Genomic DNA, 20,650 nt, shown 5'->3' on the forward strand with positions numbered 1-20,650 from the left:
CCTGGCTCCCAGCGATCGAGGTTCCTGTGGCAGAACTCCTGTTTCCCATATCAAACTGTATGAAAAGTACCCGACGGCATTCGTCCGTCAATCTCAACAGCTCCAGTCGGCCTTGTCCCGTTTCTACAGGTTCAATCACGTCTCGATCGTCACAGATTCAAATCCCATCTGGCCAACCTTCTCTCGGATGCGGGCTTTGACCTGTTCGACCTCTTCGAAGGTCGCTGGCGAACAGGTCACGCGCATCGTCAGCACATGCCGCTCACCATCGAGTGTCCACGCATGGAGATTTTCGACCTTCTGGACACCTGCTATCGATTGCACCATCAACTCCAGCGCTTTCGCATCCATCCCTTCCGGGAGTGCCTGCAAAAACAACTCGCCCACTCGCCACAGATTTCGGCTCACATTCCACAACACGAAGACCGCCAGACCAATGGCCAGCAGTGGATCGAGGAGCGGAACATGCCAGATCGACATGATCGCACCACCCACCAGCACTGCGGCCCAACCGAGTGTATCTTCCCACAAGTGCCAACTCGCCACCTGCTCATTGAGTGTCATCCCTCCATGCAGTCGCCAGGCAGCAAACCCATTAAATGCCAATCCTAAAATCGCGATCAGCACCACCTTCTCGCCTGCCACAGGTTGTGGATCCCACAATCGCTGTACCGATTCTCCCGTCACATAAATCAACCCGAAGATCAGCACGATGCCAGTGAGAAAGGCCCCCAAAGGCGACAATCGCCCCATCCCATAGGTGAACCGCAGACTTCGTGGTTGCCGTGAAATGATCTGCAGCCACCACGCGAGGCCCAGCGACAGGCAATCACCCAGGTCATGCACGGCATCTGTCGTAATCGCAATGCTGTTCGTCCAGTAACCCCCTGCAAACTCGATGATCGTAAACAGCAGGTTCAACCCAAACGCAATCCCCAGATTGATACTGGCCCCATGAGCATGGAGATGCCCGTGCCCATGCCCGTGCCCATGACCATGACCATGACCACACGAACGAACCGGCACGGTTGGCAGCCCCTGCTGCACAGCACCTGACCGATGGTCATGCCGGTGACCATGGTCATGATCGTGGTCGTGATCATGTCCACAACCAGCCGATTCACAATGGTCAGCAGGAGAGTTTGGCTGGTTGTGGACTTCAGGTTTATTCAACAACGCGAACCATCCCCTCACATGGCGAACATCCCGGCAACAGGTACCCCATCGCACTCATCCCCACGGCCTATCAATCGATCAACGTACCCCAGCCCAATCGCTGATCGGTCTTCCAGGGATCTCCACCGCCATTCTTCCCCTGGGCTTGAGGTTGAAAATCATCCACATATTGAATCGCCTCAATCTGCTTGGCCTTGAGCATGGAATTCAACAGCCCATCTCGCTCACCATCGACATCAGGACTGATATGGTGGGTGATCTCTTCCGTCGTATGGCTCAATCCCACCCGCTCATCGAATGTCACACTCCCGATCCAAAAGAGTCTGCCCTGATCGTCTTTTTCTTCACAGCGCCACAATCGCACATGATGCCGCTGGCGGGCACTCTCTCCCACGGGCAATTCAAAGGCGAGATCCTGCTTACGGCCGAACAGGTACAAACTGCTCACCGGAGCGACAGCATCCGGACGGTCAAGCACAGTGCTCTCGGCAATCCCCACGCTCGATTTCAGATCAATCTTCTCAGCTTCTGTCCAGCCGATGGCATGAAAAGCTTTGATTAACTGCTCTTCACTCCCCACAAAACCCACATTCAACGGATCACCGGGAATTCCGAGCTTGGTGTGTGTGAGCGTGGGGGCATTCGTCAAAGCCGGATGCCGCTTCTCATACCGCCGCCACCCCATGGGCAAAATGACGTAAGCCACAGCCAGATAACCCACGAGCACGACAATCAGCCCGTAGCGCAACGTCGAAAGCCACTCCCGTCGGCCACCAGCGGGGTGCCTGAGTTTCTCAGAATCGACAGGATGACCCACTTCCTGGCTGACCATGGCCCACCTTTCAAATCGTCCGGAACTCGCTCTACGACATATCGAACAGCTCAATTTCATCACACGAGCCGCATCGTTGCCCAACATTGAGGACAGCATGTCCTACTCTAGGAGTCAATTGACTGGAAAAAGCCGTGCAGTGACTTAATTTTTCGATCTTCAGGGCCGCAAATCCCGCATCGACCGAAGTCTCGTTATTCTTCAGTCGCGTTCACGACCCAAACTGGCCCCTGGAAACGTCTTCGTCGCACTGTCTCAGGCATTCCACTCGGGAGTGCGATATCTGTCTCGCGCCAACTGGGCCGTCAGATCATAAGGGGGCACAAAGTGCTCATCTTCATGAGCATTCCAGGCAGTGGCAATTGCAGCAGTGAGCTGTTCGCGCGTCGCCGCCAAGTTCATGACAAACTCATCATGGCTGCGACCGACTCGATAGTCGGGCTGCCGAGAGGGCATGTTCAGATAGCGACTGATTCTTGGCAGATCAAATCCATACAAAATCGAACCATGGTGCAACAGCGCATGCCGACTGTACTTCTGGGCGTTCCCGGAAAACTTCCGCTCACCAATGACCAGATCACTCGTCCCTTTGATCTGCACATCACCCACCATGGGCCGTAATTGCTTGACGATTCTTCCCAATAACTGACAGGTTGTCGCCGGTACTCCCAGCTTGGAGATCTCTGCCGTAAGTGGCACCACGACCGTGAACATCAGGCAGCCCGGGCCAGCCACAACAGTCCCACCTCCACTGCAGCGCCGAAAGATCTCCACCCCATCAGCAGCACAGGCTTCGGCATTAACCTCTTTCTCACGCGAGTTGGAACGCCCCAGAATGACGGCGTACCGGCGCAGTTCCCAGAACCGCATACAGGCCGCTTCCGGCTCATCGTTCACTGTCAGCAGCAGTGCTTCGTCAAAGGCCAGATTGTCCGGAGCTGTCGGCAACGAATAATCAATCCGATCCACTTCTGCCGGCCAGAGATCCAGCAGTCGCGTGCAAATATCCTCCGCCATGTGGCTGGTCTCTCACGAGGGAAATCATCTTTCTCACGTAGCAAGTTTAGCCCGCCACGAACTCGTTGCCCACTTTGCGGGCTCTTTGAGGCTTATCCACATTCACACCCAGCGCCATGCCGATCTCCACCAGCAGGTTCCAGCCTGCACACAGTTCGACAAACCCCGCCAGACTTCCCCCATCCGGAATCTGAATGTTCGGGAACATCGTCTCGCGTGGCGAAATGGTCACGACGGTCAAGCCCACGCCCTTCACCAGCACATCCATGAACTTCTGTTCCGACTCAGCATATGGATTGATCCACACCACTACATCGTCGGCCTGCATGATCTCTTCAATCCCATGGACAGCATACGTCCCTTCCAGGAAATCGCTGGGCTTACGCGTGATTTCATTGGTCTTGAGTGTCAGCTCTTCGGCGACACCATCATTCCGTCCTGCGAAGTAGATCGTCCTGGCCTTGGCCAGTTTCTCGATGATCTCGCGATCGATCGGCTGAGTCAGCACCTTCTGTACCTGATCGGCGAGTGTCGGCAACTGGCTCTTGAGATTCGACTCACCCGCCACAGCTTCGACCAGTGCCCGCACCACCAGAGCCTGTTCAATCACACTCTTGGTGGCTGCGACTGCACCTTCTTTACCACACTTCAGGACATGCCCGCGTTTGGCAAGAGCTTCTAATGGCGAAGCAGCCATCGCCGTCAAACTGTAGAGCGCGGGATGCCCGGCCCCTTTGAGCTGCGTAAACAGCCGGATGACTTCTGCTGTCTTGCCACTATTCGAAGCCGCCAGGACTGCCCATTCGTTCAAGGCATAATCCTGCGACTGCCGACCAGCTTCTGTATGCAGCACACATGGCCAACCCTGCTGGCGGGAATACATGATGGCATTTTTCCCCGGGAAGAGTCGGCTCGATCCTTCGCCTGTCAGCAGCAATCGACCAGCCGAGCGCACTTCCTGGGCAGTCCCACTCACCACTTGAGGATCAAAATCACGAATCACCTGGGGCACAGCCAGCATATCGGCCACAAGTCCAAACCCGGCATACGGCTCACGATCAGCAAACATGAAACACCTGTCAAAGTAGGGTCCGCTGTGCGGACCGTGTTAGATATCACCAAAGTTGAAAAAATGTCATTGGTAAACGGCGATGATTATGGTCCGCACAGCGGACCCTACGCCTTCCCCTTCTTCGCTGCCAGCACGCTGTAAGTCGGCAATTCGCCCACCAAAGGCTTCGCATAGTCCAAAAAGGCCTTCGTCACATCAAAGCCATCTTTGGAGATAAAGTTGTCCGGCATCGGACGCTCATGATTGGCAACTTCTCCCAAAGGAATCGTACCAAAACCAATCTGGTACGCGTCGGTCTTCTTCCCGACACGCTGCATCGTCACCATCACGCCGCTGGTTCCCGCGAGAGCCAATCGAACAGCCTCTTTACCGCACGCATAGGCTTCATCGAGATCAAGCTTCAGCCCACGGTCTGCCGCACACATCTGCAACGATTCCGTCACCTGGAATTCACCACGCCAGCCGAACTCATCCGAAATCATCCGATGGAGCATCATGGCCGCACTGGTTCCGCCCATCGCACCAAACTCGACATTGTTAAACTTGTCACGAGTCTGTGAAGCACTGACCGGCTGTCCGTCGGCATCACGGATCCCTTCACCGCAGACAATCGAAACAAACCCGTGCTTCTCTTGAGCTTTCTTGACCACACTCAAAAATGCATCGCGAACAAAAGGGCGCTCCGGGAAGAGAATCACGTGCGGTGCTGTCAGACCGTTTCCTCGGGCACATGCCGCCGCTGCTGGCAGCCAACCCGCACTGCGTCCAACCGTCTGGAACACGACAAACTGATCGACGCGCTGCATGTCTTTCGCCAGAAGCCCACCCTGCAGCACACTCATGGCCACATAACGGGCCGCACTCGGAAAGCCAGGCGTATGATCAGTACCAAACAGATCATTGTCGACCGTCTTAGGCACACCCACGCCAATCATCTCATGGCCGTTTTCCCCTGCATATTTCACGACACGGTGGATCGTATCCATCGTGTCGTTACCACCAATCATGAAGTAATAGCGGATGTTGTACTTTTTCAGTTGCTTGAGCACTGCCGGAAAATGCTCATCCTTCAGCTTCAGGCGGCTCGAACCGAGTGCCGAACCTGGAGTTCCTCGCAATCCCTTCAAGACTGCCGCGTCTTCATTGGAAAAATCAACGAGGTGGTCACCCAGGACACCTTCAATGCCAAATCGCATGCCAAACACACGCTGAATGGGCTTGCTCTTCCGGGCTGTCTCCAGCACTCCCAGAAGCGATGTATTAATCACAGATGTCGGCCCACCCGATTGTCCAATCAGTGCATTGCCTGCGAGCATTTCGTTCCAAACCTTCCAGAAACTTCGTTAAGACCCTGAATTCCGACCCATCAATTCGATGCGATCATCGCGTTGATTTGGCGACCCACTCCAGCATCTGCCGGAAAAACTGCGAATAGAGATTTCCCACTTCGATCGCTCCGGCTCCCGGAGCCTGTGACGTCACACGCTCGTCGCCCCAATCCACCAGTCCACCCACCCAGTGAGGTGCCACGTCACTGGCAAATGCAGCCACTCGCCCTGTACCCGCTTCTCCAACCACCAGAAGTGGGTGATGATCTGCGTGTTCCCAGGTCGTTTTCCCATGCTCCAAGCTGAAAGTCGGCCGCCAGACGCGGGCCATCAGCAAGGTTTGAGCCTTAGCTTTAGCCGCGATGCGATTGAGGCCCCCAATGGTCGGCGGACGATCTTCCCAAGGAAGATTCTGCAGAATCGGATGAGATACACTGTTGATCGCTGCTGGAATTGCCAACGTCGGCTGGTCAAAATTGATCCGGTCATCAGCAGATTTGATGTCCACCGGCAAGACTTCAGCCAATAAGGTCTGGTCCCAGTTCCCACCCAGACCATGGTAGCTTTCCCAGCCACCCAGCATCACCAATCCGCAGCCCGCCTTGACCATCGTCACCAGTTGATCGATGGCCTGTGCGGTCATTCGTTCCGCAGGATAATCACTCAGAATGACCAGATCTTGCTTTGCCAGCAGTTCACCAACATCCAGCCCGACATGACTGGGGATATAGTCAAACTCCCATTGCCACGAGGTCATCAGGCCCGCCAGATAACCAGCCGCCGTCTCCAGCGAAGTATCGCCGCAGTAAAGGACTCTGGTCACTGGCTACTACTCCTCATCTCAACAGGGCCGGCATCGATCATGTGGAAAACTTGACCACAGAAAACTGCACTTCCACCACACTTTTCAAACAGCCCGGAAGTCTAATTCACCAGAGCCGCGCATCGCAACCAAGCAACCGCACAGGGTCTATCAACATGACTTTTCGCACAATAAATCTTCCAGAGATCACGCCCAGGAAGACGTTTTTCCGACTCTTTGGTTCGTCATTTGTCTTGAGTTCTCGATTCCGGTCAAAATGACCCCAGTTTTCCAAGTGGCCGATATGTTCCACGAAGACAAATCCATGAATTCCGCTGGAGTTCTTCCACCGATCAGCATGATCCCCCAGGAAATTCCAGACCTCAGCACCATTGAACTACTCAAGTTCAGCAGAACTGGAGTAGAACTGTAACGACAGAATCCAGAGATTCTCCCGGTGGATCTTCTTCGAGTTCGGAGTTGGTATGTGTGGTGTCGTTGGTTTTTACGCTCCTCAGGCCCCGATGCCGCTCCATGAGGCAGAGCATGTTCTCCGTCAGATGACCAACCGCCTCGAGCATCGCGGCCCGGATGACGCCGGTTGCTGGATCGATGCGCAATCAGGCATTGCACTCGGTCAGACTCGACTGGCCATTGTCGATCTTTCACCACTTGGCCACCAACCGATGGATTCTGCCAATGGCGAATGGACAATCGTCTTCAATGGAGAAATCTATAACTTTCACACACTCCGCCAGGAACTGGCCTCACTCGGAGTCACCTTCAAAGGCCATTCCGATACCGAAGTGCTCGTCGAAGGTTTCAACATCTGGGGGGTTCGCCCCACCATCGAAAAATGCGTCGGTATGTTTGCCATCGCCGCCTGGAACCATCGCGAGCGGGAACTCACTCTCGTCCGTGATCGACTGGGAAAAAAGCCCCTCTACTATGGCTGCATCGGTCAAACGTGGTTGTTTGCATCCGAACTCAAAGCTCTGCACCCTCACCCCCGCTTTGAACCAAGGCTCAACCGAAATGCCATTCCTCTCTACCTGAGGCATAACTACATCCCCGGCCCCTATTCCATCTACGAACACATCTGGAAACTACAGCCGGGAACCATCCTCACCATCAATGCCCAGGGCCAGTCCACAGGCCCGCAGACTTATTGGAGCATGCGCAAAGATGCCTCTGCCAAAGGTCTGGCCAATATCTTCCAGGGAACCTTCGACGAAGCCCTCCAGCAACTCGAACAACTGCTCGAGAACGCCATCGCACTGCGCATGATTGCCGATGTCCCCCTCGGTTCTTTTCTCTCTGGCGGCATCGATTCATCCCTCGTCACCGCTTTGATGCAGAAGGTGTCGTCCAAACCTGTCCGCACTTTCTCGATTGGTTTTGAAGACCCAGCCTACGACGAAGCCCCCTTTGCCAAAGCGATCGCCCAGCACTTAAAAACTGATCACATCGAGCATATTGTCTCAGGCCGCGAAGCCCTGGATGTCATCCCGCTCCTCCCGGAAATGTTCGACGAACCATTTGCCGATTCATCACAAATCCCAACCTACCTCGTCTCAAAGCTCGCCAGACAATCAGTGACCGTGGCACTCTCGGGCGATGGTGGTGATGAGTTCTTTTGCGGCTACCGCCGCTATTTCCAAACCCAGCAGATTGCCAGGATGCTGCAGCGAATTCCTGGTCCTGCCAGATCGATCGCCTCAATCCTTTGTCAATGGGCTGTACCATTAGCAAAAACGGTTTCGCTTCGATGGCAAAAGAGACTCAACCACGCCAGCCATTTGTTTTCGCATGCCGAGAGCGACGATCTTTATCTGTCACACATGCAGTATTGGACTGAGCAATCTCCCGGCACCATCGGCATTCCCTGGAGCGGCACCGAGTTCATGAATCGTGAGACCTGGCTGGCATCACCTCATGCCGAAGAGCGCTGGATGGATCTCGATTCTCGCACCTACCTGCCCGACGACATCCTCACAAAAGTCGATCGTACCAGTATGGCAGTGGCACTCGAAACCCGGGCCCCGCTCATTGATCATCGCGTCATCGAGTTCGCCTGGACATTACCTCTCGACTTCAAGCGTCAAGACAACAACGGCAAGATCCCTCTCAAGCGTATTCTCAACAAATACGTCCCGTCAGAACTTTTCGAACGCCCCAAAAAGGGATTCGGCGTGCCGATGGAACGCTGGCTCTGTGAGGACCTTCGCGATTGGGCCGAAGACCTGCTCTCAGAACAAAGCCTGAACGCCACCGGTTTCTATAACACTCCTCTCATCAGGCAGCGCTGGCACGCCCATACCCACGGCCAACCGGTCTGGAATTACCATCTCTGGGGAGTGCTCATGTTGCAGGCCTGGCTGCGAACCTGGCCACATTGAACGGGATTCGATTTTAGACTGCGAAATCAGCCCGCATTACGTCGAGGCGTATCGATGACGCATCCGCTCGAGAGCGCGGGAAAGAATCGGCCCAATCGAGTTCAGCGGAATCCCCACTTCACGGCTGATCTCCTGGTAGCTGCTTCCCTCCATGTGGTACTTACGCACCACGTCGGCATCCCGGGCCGGCAGCCCACTCAGGATCTTCTCAATGACTTCCTGATGCTCAATCCGTCGGACTTCGGTTGGTGCCACCGGCTCGATGGCATCGGTATTCTGCCCAGAATTCACATGATTTGAACGCACATGCCCGAATGCTTCAGACATTCGGCGTTTGATCATTTCTCGCACCACGACCCGGCGGGCCACCACGACCAGATAAGCCGCTAAAGAAGCCTTTCCTCGAAACCGCTTCAGTACCGCAAAATCATTCTCAGTGATCGCGATCAGCACATCTGAGCAGAGATCCTCCACATCAGAGTTTTGCAGCGGAATACTTCGGGCCTGGGCCGAATGATGAATCACATGGGCAAACAGTGGCAAAAAACGGTCAACAAACTCCCTCCACGCGCCGGCTTCCCGGCGGAGGCAGCGATTGATCAGATCTCGATCAGTGTCCGTAAGTGCCACGATTCTGCCCTGCCAATCACGAAAAGTTACGGACACCCATACTTAAGCTGCCAGTACACTCTTCGTTTGCGACTCGCTCACTGGTTCCATCCCCTCATGAATTGGTCACATACCTGTAACCAACAAAATTCAGAATTTTTTTCCTGATCCTCAACACGCCACCACCGGTGGCTCGTCACCACATGAACATACAGCCAGTTTTGTAGCTTTCACGTGGTTGTCGGATTGTTTCTGATACGAATTACCAGACGAGGGAGATCAATCTGTCAGTAAATCTTTTCGACAGATTCACACACCTCTATCCAAAGTTATATGGCAATGACCCAACTCTGGCAAGAAATATGTTCATGCGAACATATCGAACCCAAAAACCAGAGTCATTGTCTGAAGGAAAAACATCTCAGTTTCGGGAGTTGATTTCTTTCACCTGACCGGGACGTCCTTGACGATTATTTGGGTGGCAACTAACATCGTCTGACAACCTGAATAACTCTGCAATGTGTTGTCAGCAGATAAGTTATGCGAGACTCACACTCTGCGGTAAACATTTTCCCGGTAATCACTTTCTCCGCGGAATGAATCGACTCTTTCCGCTTAATTGCAAAGGGATCTTATGACTCACGTTGTGGCGGAACCCTGCTTCAACTGCAAATACACCGATTGTGTTGTTGTTTGCCCCGTCGAATGTTTCAAAGAGGGCGAATCGATGCTCTTCATTCACCCCGAAGAGTGCATCGACTGCGAAGCCTGTGTCCCAGAGTGCCCCCCGCAGGCCATCTTTCACGAAGACAATCTTCCCGCTCAATGGGCCGACTATTTGAAGCTCAACGCCGAAATGTCGGAACAGTGCCCTCCAATCACTGAAAAGAAAGAACCTCTCGGCCCACCAATCGGCTGATACCAATCCTCTGGATGGCAGACCAGTCTGGCATCCCGGATTCGGCTGATGCCCCGATCAAACGAAATTTCTGGTGATACTCCACCCCGGTTCACGTGACCGGGGTTTTTTGTTTTCAGCGATCAAATCCTCGCCACCTTCGACTGGACGGAAAAACTCTTTTGGTTTACACACCTGCCCCGGCAAGCAAACCTTGGTCTCATCTCGTCATCAGGATGGAATTCCTGCAGACAGACTCAGGCAGAAGCTCGACCAGCAGGATTGGCACATGACTGCCGCAAACTCCGCTCAGGCGATTTCGACCAATCACAGTTCCACAGTTCCAATTTATTCTCGTCTCCTTGGTAACTTGTGGCGATCTCCCGGCCGGTTCTTCCGCTCAGCCAGTCGCTGGTTCTCCGGTGCCTACGAATGGGAAAGCCGGGCTGCTTACGATCTTGCCCAGTGGTTTCCCCCTCAGGATCAGGCGATTCTGAGCAGCATTTGTGGAACAGGACATCGCACAATCGACCGCATGACGGCCTGGCTTGCTGCCCAGGCACCACCCACAGGTTGCCTCGTTGATATCGGCTCTCAGGGAACATACTCCGCTGCCTGGATGGCCATGGGTGCCATGCGACATCCCTCACCCCTCACCGTCGTTTCGATTGGAGAAGAAATCGATCGTGTCTGGCAGGTCTTTGCCCGTCAGGCCGAATCCGCACACCTGCGATCGATTGTCGATCAGACTTTCAGTGATGTCTATTCACCTGTCGTTGCGCCACTCAGCAACTCGTTATCCTCTCCCTCACCAATCCCTGTTTCCAGAATTCTTGATCGATTAAGGCTGCAGAACATTCACCCACTGGCAGCCTGCTCCAGCTTTCGCGATCCCATTTCGATGCTCTCCATTCACTCATCGCGGAGCAGTCATGAATTGATGACCTTGCTGCATAAATTTGTGCCGCATGTCGCCCCGTCCGGCTGGATCGCCTGGACTGGCATCCAGGGCAAACGTGGTTTACGTCGGCAGGCAATCATTCATCAGGAAATGGCGGCTCACAAAGACTGCACCCACGTCATCACCATTCGCTCACTCATCCTCTACCGTCGTCAGGCCAACTGACCTTCCCTATCGTTCCAACTTTCACTGCTTTGAAGCTATTCTCGATTCAAAGCGCTCTCTCCGGCACACCCGAAAATCTTTTCGGTAACGGCCAGACACCATTCATCTTGAGGCAATACGCCACTTTCGCTACACCTCGCCTGCAGTCACCGGCCATTTCTGCCGGTTTCCGTGTCGACCACTCGACATTTGAGGCAGGATGCCCTATGCAGAATTCTTCTCCCACAGCGTCATGCGTTTCGCCAGGCAATGGAATCAGGCCTTCCCATTTCCTTTGTCTGACTTTTTTAATCGCGACCCTCTCCCTGTGTGCTTCCTCACAGAGCATTGCCGCTGACAGAACCTTCCCTTACATCGCCACCATCGATGTGGATGCCGAACCCGTGCGCAGTGGCCCCGGCCCGCGGTATGACGTCACGACTGATCTGCCCCGCGGTTCTCAAGTGACCGTCCATCGACACGATCCCGGTGGCTGGGTCATGATTGCCCCACCTGCAGGGAGCTTCAGTTGGATTGCCGCTGAAGATATCGAACTGGATCCTGCCGATGCCGCACGTCTCAACGACGCTCAACCTGTCTCAGGAAAAGTCTCGGCCCGCACCGCTCTGGTGTATGTGGGGAGCGAACTGAATCTTTCCCGGCAAGTCGTCCAGCGTCGTCTGACCACAGGTGACAACGTCCAGATTCTGGGAGAGGCCATGCTCCCCGCCGGCAATCGTGCTCTGCGGTACTTCAAAATCTCTCCACCGACGCACGAATACCGCTGGATTACTGCCCGCGCACTTCGACCCGAAACCGATCGACCGATATCACAGGGAAGTCCATCTGGCCCGTCTTCCAGCACCATGGCGAGTGCCTCCAACATGACGGGCACTTCCTCGACAACGGCAGCCACATCAGCCAATCCCTTTTCACTGGAAATTCCGCCATTATCGAGTGAGATGTCATCAACAGAGGCCAGCGATTCTGTGCCGCTGGCATCCACCAGCACCAGCCGCGAAGAGTCTGCAGCCCCACCAGCGTTTCCTGTCGCTTCGGCTGTAGAACCTGCCCCTCTTCCAGAAATTTCCCGAGCAGAAGTCACTCCCCGCACTCGTCGAGAACACCTCAGCCAGATCGACCAGCAGCTCCGGACAATGGTGACACAAACTCCGGATCGCTGGGATCTCACCAGGATCGAACAGCAGTACCGGCAACTCGCTGCCGATACGACAGACGAAACATTCCAGTATGTTGTCGATCAGCGAATTCACAGTCTCTCTCGATATCAGAAGATCTACAGCGACTATCAGGACTTCGATCGCATTTTCCGTGAGGCACGCGAGAAAGACGCTGCCCTTCAGGCACAAGCGGCTGTCAATCGGGCAGCACTCCAACAAGCTCCGAACACAGCTCAACTCCGCAATGCTCCACCAGGAACTGCTTACCCTCGGCCCATCGCACAACAACCGCCCCGGCAGTTGGCTGCTTCCGCTCCTCACCTTGCGCCCTCAAACTCAATGGTGCCTCCCGGCAGCGCCATTCAACCCGTGAATCATCAGGTTCCTGCAAATTCACAAGCCACAGGTCCTCAAGCGACCAGTGCCATCACCCCGGCAAATGCTCAGAACATGACGGCTTCAGTCCCGATCCGAGCCACAGCCAGGCCCGCCTCCCAGGGAGCTTCCATTCCCAATTTTGATGGAGCAGGTGTCCTCAAGAAAGTTCAGCCACGCCCCATCGACTTTCCTCCACTCGCAATTACCACGACCGATGGCAAACTCCTCGCCTACGTCGAAGCTTCCGATGAACTCATGATTCAACTCGCGGATCAGATTGGTAAGCCGGTTGGTCTCAAAGGAGTTCGAGCCTTTGAAGATCGATTCTCGACCGATGTGATCAAGGCTCAGTCGTGGCAGCCTGTCATTCTGCAGAATGCCCCGCTCGCAGGCTCTCCGAGGCGCTAACAAACGCAAGTCGCCAATCGGTTTCCGTCAACCTCTGATATCGTTCGCAAAGTGAATCATGCTCCACAGGTTACGGCAGTGGCTCAGTCCCGACCTCGCGATTGATCTCGGCAGTGCGAACACACGCATTGCCCTGTTCAATCAAGGGATCGTGCTCGACGAACCCACAGTCGTCGCTCTTCAGAACGGCTCTCGAAAAATTCTTGGGCGCGGTGCCGCCGTGGGAAAACTGGCCCGGCAGATGCTTGGCCGAACTCCCGATTCGATCTCGGCAGTTCGACCCATTCGTCATGGTGTCATCACTGATTTCGAACTCTGCGAAGCCATGCTGCGGCACTTCGTCCAAAAAGCGGCCAAACAATCACCCGGGTTTCGACCTCGTGTCCTCGTCTCTGTTCCGCAATCGATCACATCGGTCGAACGTCGAGCTGTTTTTGGGACTGCCGAACGCGCTGGTGCCGGTTCGATCTATCTCCTCGAATCCGCGAAAGCCACAGCCATTGGTGCCGGAATGCCGATTTCCGAACCCTTGGCGAGCCTGGTCTGCAATATCGGAGCCGGCACCACGGAAGTCGCCATCTTCAGCCTGGGAGAGACCGTGGCTTCCTGCTCGACTCGTATTGCCGGTGATACTTTCGACGACGCGATTGTCGATTGGATGAAGCAGCGTTTTGGCCTGAAAATCGGCCGTCAGACAGCAGAAAATCTCAAACGCGAAGTGGGCTCAGCCTCTCTCCAGACCAGTGAAAGAGCGACCGAAGTCAATGGCCTCGATGCGATGAGCAGCGTGCCGCGTAAAGTCCTCGTGACCACAGGTGAGGTTCGCCAGGCCATCATGGCCCCACTGGCGAAGATCCTTTCCGGGATTCGACAGGTCCTCGAACAATGCCAGCCAGAACTTGTGGCCGACCTCGCCGATACCGGCATGGTGCTCGCTGGTGGCAGTGCCCTGCTTCCCGGATTAGACGACTTCTTCAGCGAGCAACTGGCCATCCCCGTTCTGATTGCTGAAGATCCTGAACAAACCGTCGTTCGTGGTCTGTCCATCTGCAGCGAACATCTTAACGAATGGCAATCGTCACTGTTCAGCATTCACAACAGTTAATCGACAGGGGCTGCTCTTTACGACTCCACGCCTCTCGAAAAACTGACTGTCAGCAATCTCGTTTCAAGGCCTATTGCGATTGAATGATCGACGCTTCTTCAATCCACTTCACTTCAGCCCTGCGCAGGCCCTACTGGTTATCCTGACGCTACTTGTTCCATTACTTCCAGCGGGCATGACCAGTGCGTGGAAAACAACAGCTCGGGATGTGGTAGCCCCCGGCTGTCTCATCCTGCGGGAACTTCAAGTTCATCTGGCCGCCCCCATTTCCCGCCGTCTGACGGGCTTATTTCAACGTTCGACTTCTCACGATCTGCAAGCTGTTGACTTATCCGAAAACACAGCTTCCATACTTGGGCAGCAACTCGAACGCGAACGCGAGAAAACCCACCGGCTCACAGCCTTACTACTTACACCATCTCACACCAGCAAATCATTCCATCCCGATAGCAGCATCAGCCCACAGTCTTCCCGGATTGTTCCCATAAGCTTTGAACATGCCGATTTCGAACAGACATCGAACTCCTCTCGACTTCGCGCCGGCAGCAGAAGACTCTTCGTAGCAGATCTCATCGAAGCCACATTGCTGGGCAGCGAACTTTCCAGAAACTGGAAATCCGGCGCCATCATCGCACGGGGAAGTCGGCAAGGAATCGAAGAGTCGGCCTGGGTCGTGAAATCTTCCGAACCTTTGCTGGATCTTGGCCATGATCACAACATCGCCCCGGCCGATCTCGTACTGACAGCCGGTTTGGTCGTAGTTGGCAAAGTGGAGCGAGTCGGCAACTGGACGAGCACTTTTCTACCAGTCACTCATGGCAGATTTCGCTGCCGGGCCATGGTGGTTCGCCAGGGTGAAAACTCGACAGTTTCTCAGAAGCCCACAATTCTTACGCAAACGATTCTCGCGGGAGATGGCACCCAGACATGTCGTCTTGAGAAAATCTCTGACAACATTGGCCTGCGTGTCGGAGATGAAGTCTATTCACTGGAAGACGATGGTCTTCTCAATCGACCACTCTTCCTGGGAACGATTACCAAAGCCACATTACCTGCAGAAGATCGTTACTGGGAAGTTCAGGTCACACCGGAGTATCTCCATCCCTCCTTCACAACGTCAGATCCATATGTCTCTTCCAGTTCAGTGGTGACCACAGCTTCCACTCCATCGCCACCATTTCCTGCACAGCTGAGCATCCTGCGCCTGCGTCCCAATTCATCCCGTTTCGAGAATGACAGTCCCTCATCAGAGGGAGTTCTGCCATGAAGCGTTTGCTATCCTTTGTGGCTCTCTTGTGTGTGGCCTATCTGATTCCTTGTCTGATGAGTCTGGCTCCTGACCATAACGACCAGGCCAGCGTACTTCCCGTGGCTCAAAATCTCTGGCAGGGATTCATTCTTCCCGCGCTAGGTTTAGGTCTCATGGTACTTTGGGGCCGTTGTGGACTTCCGGCTTCGGCTCCACTTCTGGCAGCGGCCTGCATGGGATTGTTACTCGACGGACTGTCTGATTCGAACCGTATGGGCCTGCAGACCATCACCTGCACACTCTTGATGGCCGGTCTCATCTGGTGGCACTCGGCACCAATCAATCAACCATGGCAATGGATCATCAGCCTGCCGCTCGCGACAGCACTGGGCTCGACAGCCAGCTTCATCAGCTTGAATTTCCCCGCAGGCTGGATCACTCAGCTGGTGACAGAGGTCAGCATCGTCACCATCGTGGTCATCGCCGGAACAACGATCACGCGATTACCGCAAATCTATTTTGCCCCTGCACCCAGAGAGGCCTTCTCACTCAGCAACCGCTGGAATCGCCTGACTCCCGATTGATCCTTTTACCAAGTTGCAGTCAATAATCCTTATTGAACCTTGCGACGCAGGTAGTCACCCGCCGCGATGATCTCCTGCCGACCTGAGGCAAACTCCGTAAAGCGTTTGACGAATCCGTGAATCATTCCCGGATACTCCACAAACTCCACGTCATTCCCGGCGACCTGCAAATTATCCGCATAGAGAGTTCCCTCATCATAGAGCGGGTCATAACCGGCGACACAAATTCGCGCTGGCGGCAAACCTCGAAGATTTCCCTGCAGCGGTGAAGCATAGGGATGACGTCTCTCAGCAACCTGGGGCTGGTAGAGCGACCAGAACCATTTCATATCTTCCCGGCTGAGAAAATACCCAGCCCGATAGGCTTCATAACTGCTGCTCTCAAAGTTGGCATCCGTCACCGGATAAAACAGAACTTGAGCCGCTGGCAGATGCTCCCCACGATCACGCAACATCTGGCACAGCACAGTCGCCAGGTTTGCACCCGCACTATCACCAGCCACGGCATACTTCTGCCCCGGCAAAAGCTGCGAACACACCCAGCGGGCAGCCAGTTCGGCATCAATTGTCGCCGCAGGAAACGGAAATTCCGGCGCAAGCCGATATTCAACAGAAACAATCGTCATTCCACTGGCGAGTGCCAATTCCCGCACCAGCGAATCAAAATAAACAACACTCCCAATCACCCATCCGCCACCATGAAAATACAGACAGATATGCCCGGAAGCCGCATGGGGACGATAGATGCGTAAAGCGAGTTGATTATCATCGCTCACAAGCGGTCTGACTGGTGAGGATCCCACCACCTCACGTGAAATTAGCTGCATTTCTCGATTGATGCACACATCCTCAATCATCTCAAAACGATCATCGGCCGCAAATGCTGCAGGCGCTGCCTCTTCCCACTGAGCTTTACGGATCGCCACTGCACCCAGTTCACTCACAGGTGGCAGATGGAGAGCATTGAGCTGTTCGAGAAATCGCACCGCATCCGCTTCGAGGGGCATATCGACTCTCACTTACTCAGAGAACGCAATATCCGGAGCATCCATTGCACTGTAGTCTTCGAAACGCATGAATTCCCTTCGCCATGTAAGCCGCACGATCCCGGTCGGCCCGCTGCGGTGTTTGGCCACGATCACTTCGGCCAACCCTGGCTGATCTTCCGGGTTATAAGCATCGGGTCGATGGAGGAACATGACGATATCTGCATCCTGCTCAATGGCACCACTTTCTCGCAGGTCGGCCATTTTCGGACGTTTGTCTTCTCGAAGTTCCACTCCCCGGTTGAGCTGTGACAGCGCAATCACTGGAATCTCATTTTCCTTGGCGATTCCCTTTAACCGCCGGGTGATCTGCGCGATCTGCTGCTCACGCGGCGCCCGCTTATCTTCCGGTTCAATCAGCTGCAAATAGTCGATGATAATCAGACCCAACTGATTCTTTCGTTTGAGCCTGCGGGCAATCGCACTGATCTGCCCCACTGTCCGTCCGGGAGCATCATCAATAAACAGTGGCACCCGGCTCAATTCCGAAGAAGCCGTCATCAAGGCATGTTTCTCGGCCTGATCAAGATCCCCTTTACGCAACCGGTGACCATCCAGCCGTGCCCTGATACACAAAAATCGCTCAGCCAGTTCCAGCTTCGACTGTTCCAGACTGAATACCAGCACGGTATTGCCATTGGTGGCGACCGCTTCCGCCAGATTACAAACCAGTGCGGTCTTACCCATACTGGGGCGGGCTGCGAGAATGATCAGTTCTGCCGCCTGAAACCCGTTCGTCTGGCGATCCAGATCCAGAAATCCAGTCGAAAGACCGCTGATCACACCTTCGCGATCAAACCTCGCGTTAATCCGATGCAACGTCTGCATCATGATCGTGTTCATGTCGATCTGCGAACTGCGCTCCTGCTCCTGCAGAATACCGAAAATTTTCTGCTCAGCCCGTGAAAGCACCTCCGAGGTATCATCCGAACCCGAGTAACAATCCCGCAACACCTCGGTGCAGGCGTCAGTCAATGATCGCTGAATCCAGCGATCGCGCACAATCTCTGCATAACCTTTCACGTTCGCAGCATGCGGTACCGTCTCGAGCACCTCCATCAGGTACTCAATACCACCCACATCTTCTAACTGCGACTTCTGATCCAGATGCTCGGCGACAGTCACTGGATCAACTGGCTGCTTGTTGTCTTCAACAATCGCCTTGATGGCGGCATAGATCAGTTGATGGCCGTGATGATAGAAATGATCCGCCAGCAGGAAGTCGGCCACTTCGTCAAAGGCTCGACTCTGAAGCAGAATACTCCCGAGAACACTCTTCTCAGCAATCAGGTTCTGCGGCGGCACATGACCCGCAAAATCTGAAGCCGTCGGTTTGACTCGTGATTTCTCTGATCGCGAAAATTCAGTGGCCATGGCACTTCCCTTGACCATTCGATCTCGGATCGACCTCGTAACAACCATTCACCAGAAGCTTGCCGCCGATCTTCCCCGACATCAAACAAAACACCCAGGGAATACCTGGGTGTTTTAAATTTCGTGGTGCCGCAAAATCGAGTTTCGCCCGGCATCATTTGAAAAGCTGAGTTGATATTACTTCTTGACGGCTGGCACAACCCAAACCTTAACATCAGTCTTGATTTCACCGTAAATATGAATCTTGACTGTGTACATACCCAGTTCTTTGAGTGGCCCATCCAGACGAACCTGATCGGCTTCGATGGCATAACCAGCCGATTTCAGCGACTTGCTGATGTCGTGACCCAGGATCGAACCGAACAGATGACCGTCTTCGTTGGCATTTGCTTCCAGAGTGACGCTGTACTTGCCGACCGCTTCAGCCAACTTCTGCAGATCAGCCATACGCTTGGCCTGGAGTTCAGCCAGATTCTGCTTATGACGTTCAACAGCTCGCTTGTTTTCAGGAGTCGCAACCGTTGCCAACCCCTGTGGAAGCAGAAAATTTCGAGCGTAACCGGGTCGGACCTTAACGATCTCGCCCTGTTCGCCCAATGATTCCACCGATTCCACCAGGAGAAGCTCAACCTGACGGGAAACTCGGGACATCCCGGAGGCGGTAACGTTTGCACGACCCATGACTGCCACTTCTTTCACTGACTTGATTGGCCTGTTCAAGCTGGCCCAGTAAACCTCAAAGCCTGCCCTGATTCAGACAGGCCCATGACTGGGAATCACTTCAACACGACCATCGAAATATTAATCTCAAATCTCGACTGAGTTGACCGACAGAACACTGTGTTGACCGACAGAACGCTTACAAGGTTAACGCATGGCCTTAGAAAGGCACGTCGTCATCACCACCGCCAAAATCACCGTAATCACTGCCCATCGATTCAGAAGGTGCAGGCTGTCCGCCATCCCGTGAGGAACCACGTCCACCGCGACCACCCTCAAAAGAGCCAGAATCTCCCCGGGATGAGGATTCTCCTCGCCCACCAGCAGATCCGCCATCACGAGAACCCAGCAACTGGAGAGTTTCACCCACCACTCGCATCTTGGATCGCTTCTGCCCGGTCTCTTTATCGTCCCAGGTATCCAGTTGCAAACGACCTTCAATGAAGACAGGTCGCCCCTTGGCCAGATACTCACCAGCAACTTCGGCCTGTCGCCCCCAGAGAGTTACGTCAACATAAGTGACTTCCTCTTTTTTCTGGTTCGACGCTTTATCGTACCACTGCCTGTTCACGGCCAGCCCCAGTTCAGTGACTGCCATCCCGCCGGTGGTATATCTCACCTGAGGATCGCGAGTCACGTTACCCATCAGAATGACACGGTTGAAACTGGCCATGATTGGCGACCCCGACATCCGATAGGAAACGACTGACTGGCTTTGTTGTCCTGACAAACAATCGCTGACTGACCCGTGAACTAACAGGTCTATAACAGTAAAATTATTCAAAATCAGTGGGCTTCTCACCGCGTGGCCCCATGTCATCACGCATCCCCATAGGATCCTGACGCTGTTCAGGGCTGTGAATGGCTCCGTCATGCGACAGTGCATCCACCATGGCATCAAAGACAACCTGGGGATGGTTAATGACCATCTGACGCAGGACAGTTTCATTGAGCTTGCCCAACCGAGTCAACTCATCGACCTTGCTACCATCCATCTTGAAGCAGGCAAGGTAATACAACCCCTTGCGATGCCCCTTAATGGGATAGGTCAACTTGTTTTCTTGCCAGGGACGGTGTGCCACCACAGTCGCGCCACATCGATCCAGCATCCCCATGACGCTGGCAGTCGCTGCCTCGGGATCGGCGGCGTAGCGGTTGCTGTCCAGAAGGAACATGCCTTCATAAGTGTATTCGGACAAAATTCTTCTCCAATAAACAAAAGGCAGAACTCATCTCGAGCTGCCTTGCGTGAACATACAGTTTTATCGCCTGAGCGTCAGAATGCAACCTAACCGCGCCCAGCCACTGATTTTGTCTCTCAAGACCCCGGTGATTTCCCGGAAAAAACACTACAAACCGTTATAAAA

20 protein-coding genes are annotated in these 20,650 nt (G+C 54.3%); 8 read left to right on the forward strand and 12 right to left on the reverse strand.

Annotated features, from left to right (window positions below):
- Window positions 1-135 precede the first annotated feature (135 nt).
- A complete protein-coding gene (locus tag PLIM_RS13405; protein ID WP_041403649.1) occupies window positions 136-1,026 on the reverse strand; it encodes a cation diffusion facilitator family transporter in 891 nt (296 codons plus the stop codon).
- Between the two features lie 2 nt (window positions 1,027-1,028).
- Here PLIM_RS13405 and PLIM_RS24570 point away from each other — a divergent pair, with 2 nt between their 5' ends.
- Window positions 1,029-1,280: a hypothetical protein gene (locus PLIM_RS24570; RefSeq protein WP_041401744.1), complete on the forward strand. Its 252-nt coding sequence runs from the start codon at window positions 1,029-1,031 to the stop codon at window positions 1,278-1,280.
- Here PLIM_RS24570 and PLIM_RS13415 read toward each other — a convergent pair.
- From PLIM_RS13415 to PLIM_RS13435, 5 genes are all read right to left on the reverse strand, one after another.
- Entirely contained in the window at window positions 1,247-2,008 is a 762-nt protein-coding gene (locus PLIM_RS13415; RefSeq protein WP_013110865.1) for an LssY C-terminal domain-containing protein, read from the reverse strand. The two genes, PLIM_RS24570 and PLIM_RS13415, sit on opposite strands and share 34 nt — an antisense overlap.
- A gap of 255 nt (window positions 2,009-2,263) precedes the next feature.
- The gene (locus tag PLIM_RS13420) at window positions 2,264-3,025 is read right to left on the reverse strand and encodes a lipoate--protein ligase family protein (RefSeq protein WP_013110866.1); all 762 of its coding nucleotides are present in this window, start codon (window positions 3,023-3,025) and stop codon (window positions 2,264-2,266) included.
- 46 nt (window positions 3,026-3,071) lie between these two features.
- Window positions 3,072-4,094 carry an SIS domain-containing protein gene (locus tag PLIM_RS13425; protein ID WP_013110867.1) on the reverse strand — a complete coding sequence of 341 codons (1,023 nt, stop codon included), beginning with the start codon at window positions 4,092-4,094 and terminating at the stop codon, window positions 3,072-3,074.
- Window positions 4,095-4,201: 107 nt separating this feature from the next.
- Window positions 4,202-5,413, reverse strand: coding sequence for a diphosphate--fructose-6-phosphate 1-phosphotransferase (locus PLIM_RS13430; protein ID WP_013110868.1), 1,212 nt, complete (start codon window positions 5,411-5,413; stop codon window positions 4,202-4,204).
- Window positions 5,414-5,477: 64 nt separating this feature from the next.
- On the reverse strand, window positions 5,478-6,248 hold the full coding sequence (locus PLIM_RS13435; RefSeq protein WP_013110869.1) for a glutamine amidotransferase: 771 nt from the start codon (window positions 6,246-6,248) through the stop codon (window positions 5,478-5,480).
- 464 nt (window positions 6,249-6,712) lie between these two features.
- Here PLIM_RS13435 and asnB point away from each other — a divergent pair, with 464 nt between their 5' ends.
- Complete coding sequence (gene asnB, locus PLIM_RS13440; protein ID WP_013110870.1) at window positions 6,713-8,626, forward strand: asparagine synthase (glutamine-hydrolyzing); 1,914 nt, start codon at window positions 6,713-6,715, stop codon at window positions 8,624-8,626.
- Window positions 8,627-8,662: 36 nt separating this feature from the next.
- Here asnB and PLIM_RS13445 read toward each other — a convergent pair whose 3' ends face one another.
- Window positions 8,663-9,256 carry an RNA polymerase sigma factor gene (locus PLIM_RS13445; protein WP_013110871.1) on the reverse strand — a complete coding sequence of 198 codons (594 nt, stop codon included), beginning with the start codon at window positions 9,254-9,256 and terminating at the stop codon, window positions 8,663-8,665.
- 613 nt (window positions 9,257-9,869) lie between these two features.
- On the opposite strand from PLIM_RS13445, the gene PLIM_RS13450 reads away from it, so the two are divergent.
- The 6 genes from PLIM_RS13450 to PLIM_RS13475 all read left to right on the forward strand — a co-directional run bounded on the left by PLIM_RS13450 (window position 9,870) and on the right by PLIM_RS13475 (window position 16,143).
- Window positions 9,870-10,154 (forward strand): ferredoxin family protein, encoded by a 285-nt coding sequence (locus tag PLIM_RS13450; protein ID WP_013110872.1) that lies wholly within the window; start codon window positions 9,870-9,872, stop codon window positions 10,152-10,154.
- A 268-nt stretch (window positions 10,155-10,422) separates the two neighbouring features.
- Complete coding sequence (locus tag PLIM_RS13455) at window positions 10,423-11,259, forward strand: hypothetical protein (protein ID WP_013110873.1); 837 nt, start codon at window positions 10,423-10,425, stop codon at window positions 11,257-11,259.
- Window positions 11,260-11,465: 206 nt separating this feature from the next.
- Entirely contained in the window at window positions 11,466-13,205 is a 1,740-nt protein-coding gene (locus PLIM_RS13460; RefSeq protein ID WP_013110874.1) for an SH3 domain-containing protein, read from the forward strand.
- A 58-nt stretch (window positions 13,206-13,263) separates the two neighbouring features.
- Window positions 13,264-14,310, forward strand: coding sequence for a rod shape-determining protein (gene mreB / locus PLIM_RS13465; protein ID WP_013110875.1), 1,047 nt, complete (start codon window positions 13,264-13,266; stop codon window positions 14,308-14,310).
- A gap of 79 nt (window positions 14,311-14,389) precedes the next feature.
- Window positions 14,390-15,577, forward strand: coding sequence for a rod shape-determining protein MreC (locus tag PLIM_RS13470; RefSeq protein ID WP_013110876.1), 1,188 nt, complete (start codon window positions 14,390-14,392; stop codon window positions 15,575-15,577).
- Complete coding sequence (locus tag PLIM_RS13475) at window positions 15,574-16,143, forward strand: hypothetical protein (RefSeq protein WP_013110877.1); 570 nt, start codon at window positions 15,574-15,576, stop codon at window positions 16,141-16,143. Before PLIM_RS13470 ends, PLIM_RS13475 begins: the two co-directional genes overlap by 4 nt.
- A 29-nt stretch (window positions 16,144-16,172) precedes the next feature.
- Here PLIM_RS13475 and PLIM_RS13480 read toward each other — a convergent pair whose 3' ends face one another.
- From PLIM_RS13480 to rpsF, 5 genes are all read right to left on the reverse strand, one after another.
- Window positions 16,173-17,150: an alpha/beta hydrolase gene (locus PLIM_RS13480; protein WP_013110878.1), complete on the reverse strand. Its 978-nt coding sequence runs from the start codon at window positions 17,148-17,150 to the stop codon at window positions 16,173-16,175.
- A 12-nt stretch (window positions 17,151-17,162) separates the two neighbouring features.
- Window positions 17,163-18,563: a replicative DNA helicase gene (dnaB, locus tag PLIM_RS13485; RefSeq protein ID WP_052301689.1), complete on the reverse strand. Its 1,401-nt coding sequence runs from the start codon at window positions 18,561-18,563 to the stop codon at window positions 17,163-17,165.
- A gap of 177 nt (window positions 18,564-18,740) precedes the next feature.
- Complete coding sequence (gene rplI / locus PLIM_RS13490) at window positions 18,741-19,244, reverse strand: 50S ribosomal protein L9 (RefSeq protein ID WP_013110880.1); 504 nt, start codon at window positions 19,242-19,244, stop codon at window positions 18,741-18,743.
- Between the two features lie 199 nt (window positions 19,245-19,443).
- Window positions 19,444-19,956 carry a single-stranded DNA-binding protein gene (locus tag PLIM_RS13495; protein ID WP_041403654.1) on the reverse strand — a complete coding sequence of 171 codons (513 nt, stop codon included), beginning with the start codon at window positions 19,954-19,956 and terminating at the stop codon, window positions 19,444-19,446.
- A gap of 103 nt (window positions 19,957-20,059) precedes the next feature.
- Complete coding sequence (gene rpsF, locus PLIM_RS13500; protein WP_013110882.1) at window positions 20,060-20,482, reverse strand: 30S ribosomal protein S6; 423 nt, start codon at window positions 20,480-20,482, stop codon at window positions 20,060-20,062.
- Window positions 20,483-20,650: the final 168 nt, after the last annotated feature.

Source organism: Planctopirus limnophila DSM 3776, from assembly GCF_000092105.1.
Classification (GTDB): domain Bacteria; phylum Planctomycetota; class Planctomycetia; order Planctomycetales; family Planctomycetaceae; genus Planctopirus; species Planctopirus limnophila.

Excerpts from the sequence above, each read along its gene's own strand:
- rplI (WP_013110880.1), bottom strand. The coding sequence starts at position 19,244 with ATGGGTCGTGCAAACGTTACCGCCTCCGGGATGTCCCGAGTTTCCCGT.
- dnaB (WP_052301689.1), bottom strand. The coding sequence starts at position 18,563 with ATGGCCACTGAATTTTCGCGATCAGAGAAATCACGAGTCAAACCGACG.
- PLIM_RS13450 (WP_013110872.1), top strand. The coding sequence starts at position 9,870 with ATGACTCACGTTGTGGCGGAACCCTGCTTCAACTGCAAATACACCGAT.
- PLIM_RS13425 (WP_013110867.1), bottom strand. The coding sequence starts at position 4,094 with ATGTTTGCTGATCGTGAGCCGTATGCCGGGTTTGGACTTGTGGCCGAT.
- PLIM_RS13480 (WP_013110878.1), bottom strand. The coding sequence starts at position 17,150 with ATGCCCCTCGAAGCGGATGCGGTGCGATTTCTCGAACAGCTCAATGCT.
- PLIM_RS13415 (WP_013110865.1), bottom strand. The coding sequence starts at position 2,008 with ATGGTCAGCCAGGAAGTGGGTCATCCTGTCGATTCTGAGAAACTCAGG.
- PLIM_RS13460 (WP_013110874.1), top strand. The coding sequence starts at position 11,466 with ATGCAGAATTCTTCTCCCACAGCGTCATGCGTTTCGCCAGGCAATGGA.
- PLIM_RS13430 (WP_013110868.1), bottom strand. The coding sequence starts at position 5,413 with ATGCTCGCAGGCAATGCACTGATTGGACAATCGGGTGGGCCGACATCT.
- PLIM_RS13455 (WP_013110873.1), top strand. The coding sequence starts at position 10,423 with ATGACTGCCGCAAACTCCGCTCAGGCGATTTCGACCAATCACAGTTCC.
- mreB (WP_013110875.1), top strand. The coding sequence starts at position 13,264 with ATGCTCCACAGGTTACGGCAGTGGCTCAGTCCCGACCTCGCGATTGAT.
- PLIM_RS13495 (WP_041403654.1), bottom strand. The coding sequence starts at position 19,956 with ATGGCCAGTTTCAACCGTGTCATTCTGATGGGTAACGTGACTCGCGAT.
- asnB (WP_013110870.1), top strand. The coding sequence starts at position 6,713 with ATGTGTGGTGTCGTTGGTTTTTACGCTCCTCAGGCCCCGATGCCGCTC.
- PLIM_RS13420 (WP_013110866.1), bottom strand. The coding sequence starts at position 3,025 with ATGGCGGAGGATATTTGCACGCGACTGCTGGATCTCTGGCCGGCAGAA.
- PLIM_RS13475 (WP_013110877.1), top strand. The coding sequence starts at position 15,574 with ATGAAGCGTTTGCTATCCTTTGTGGCTCTCTTGTGTGTGGCCTATCTG.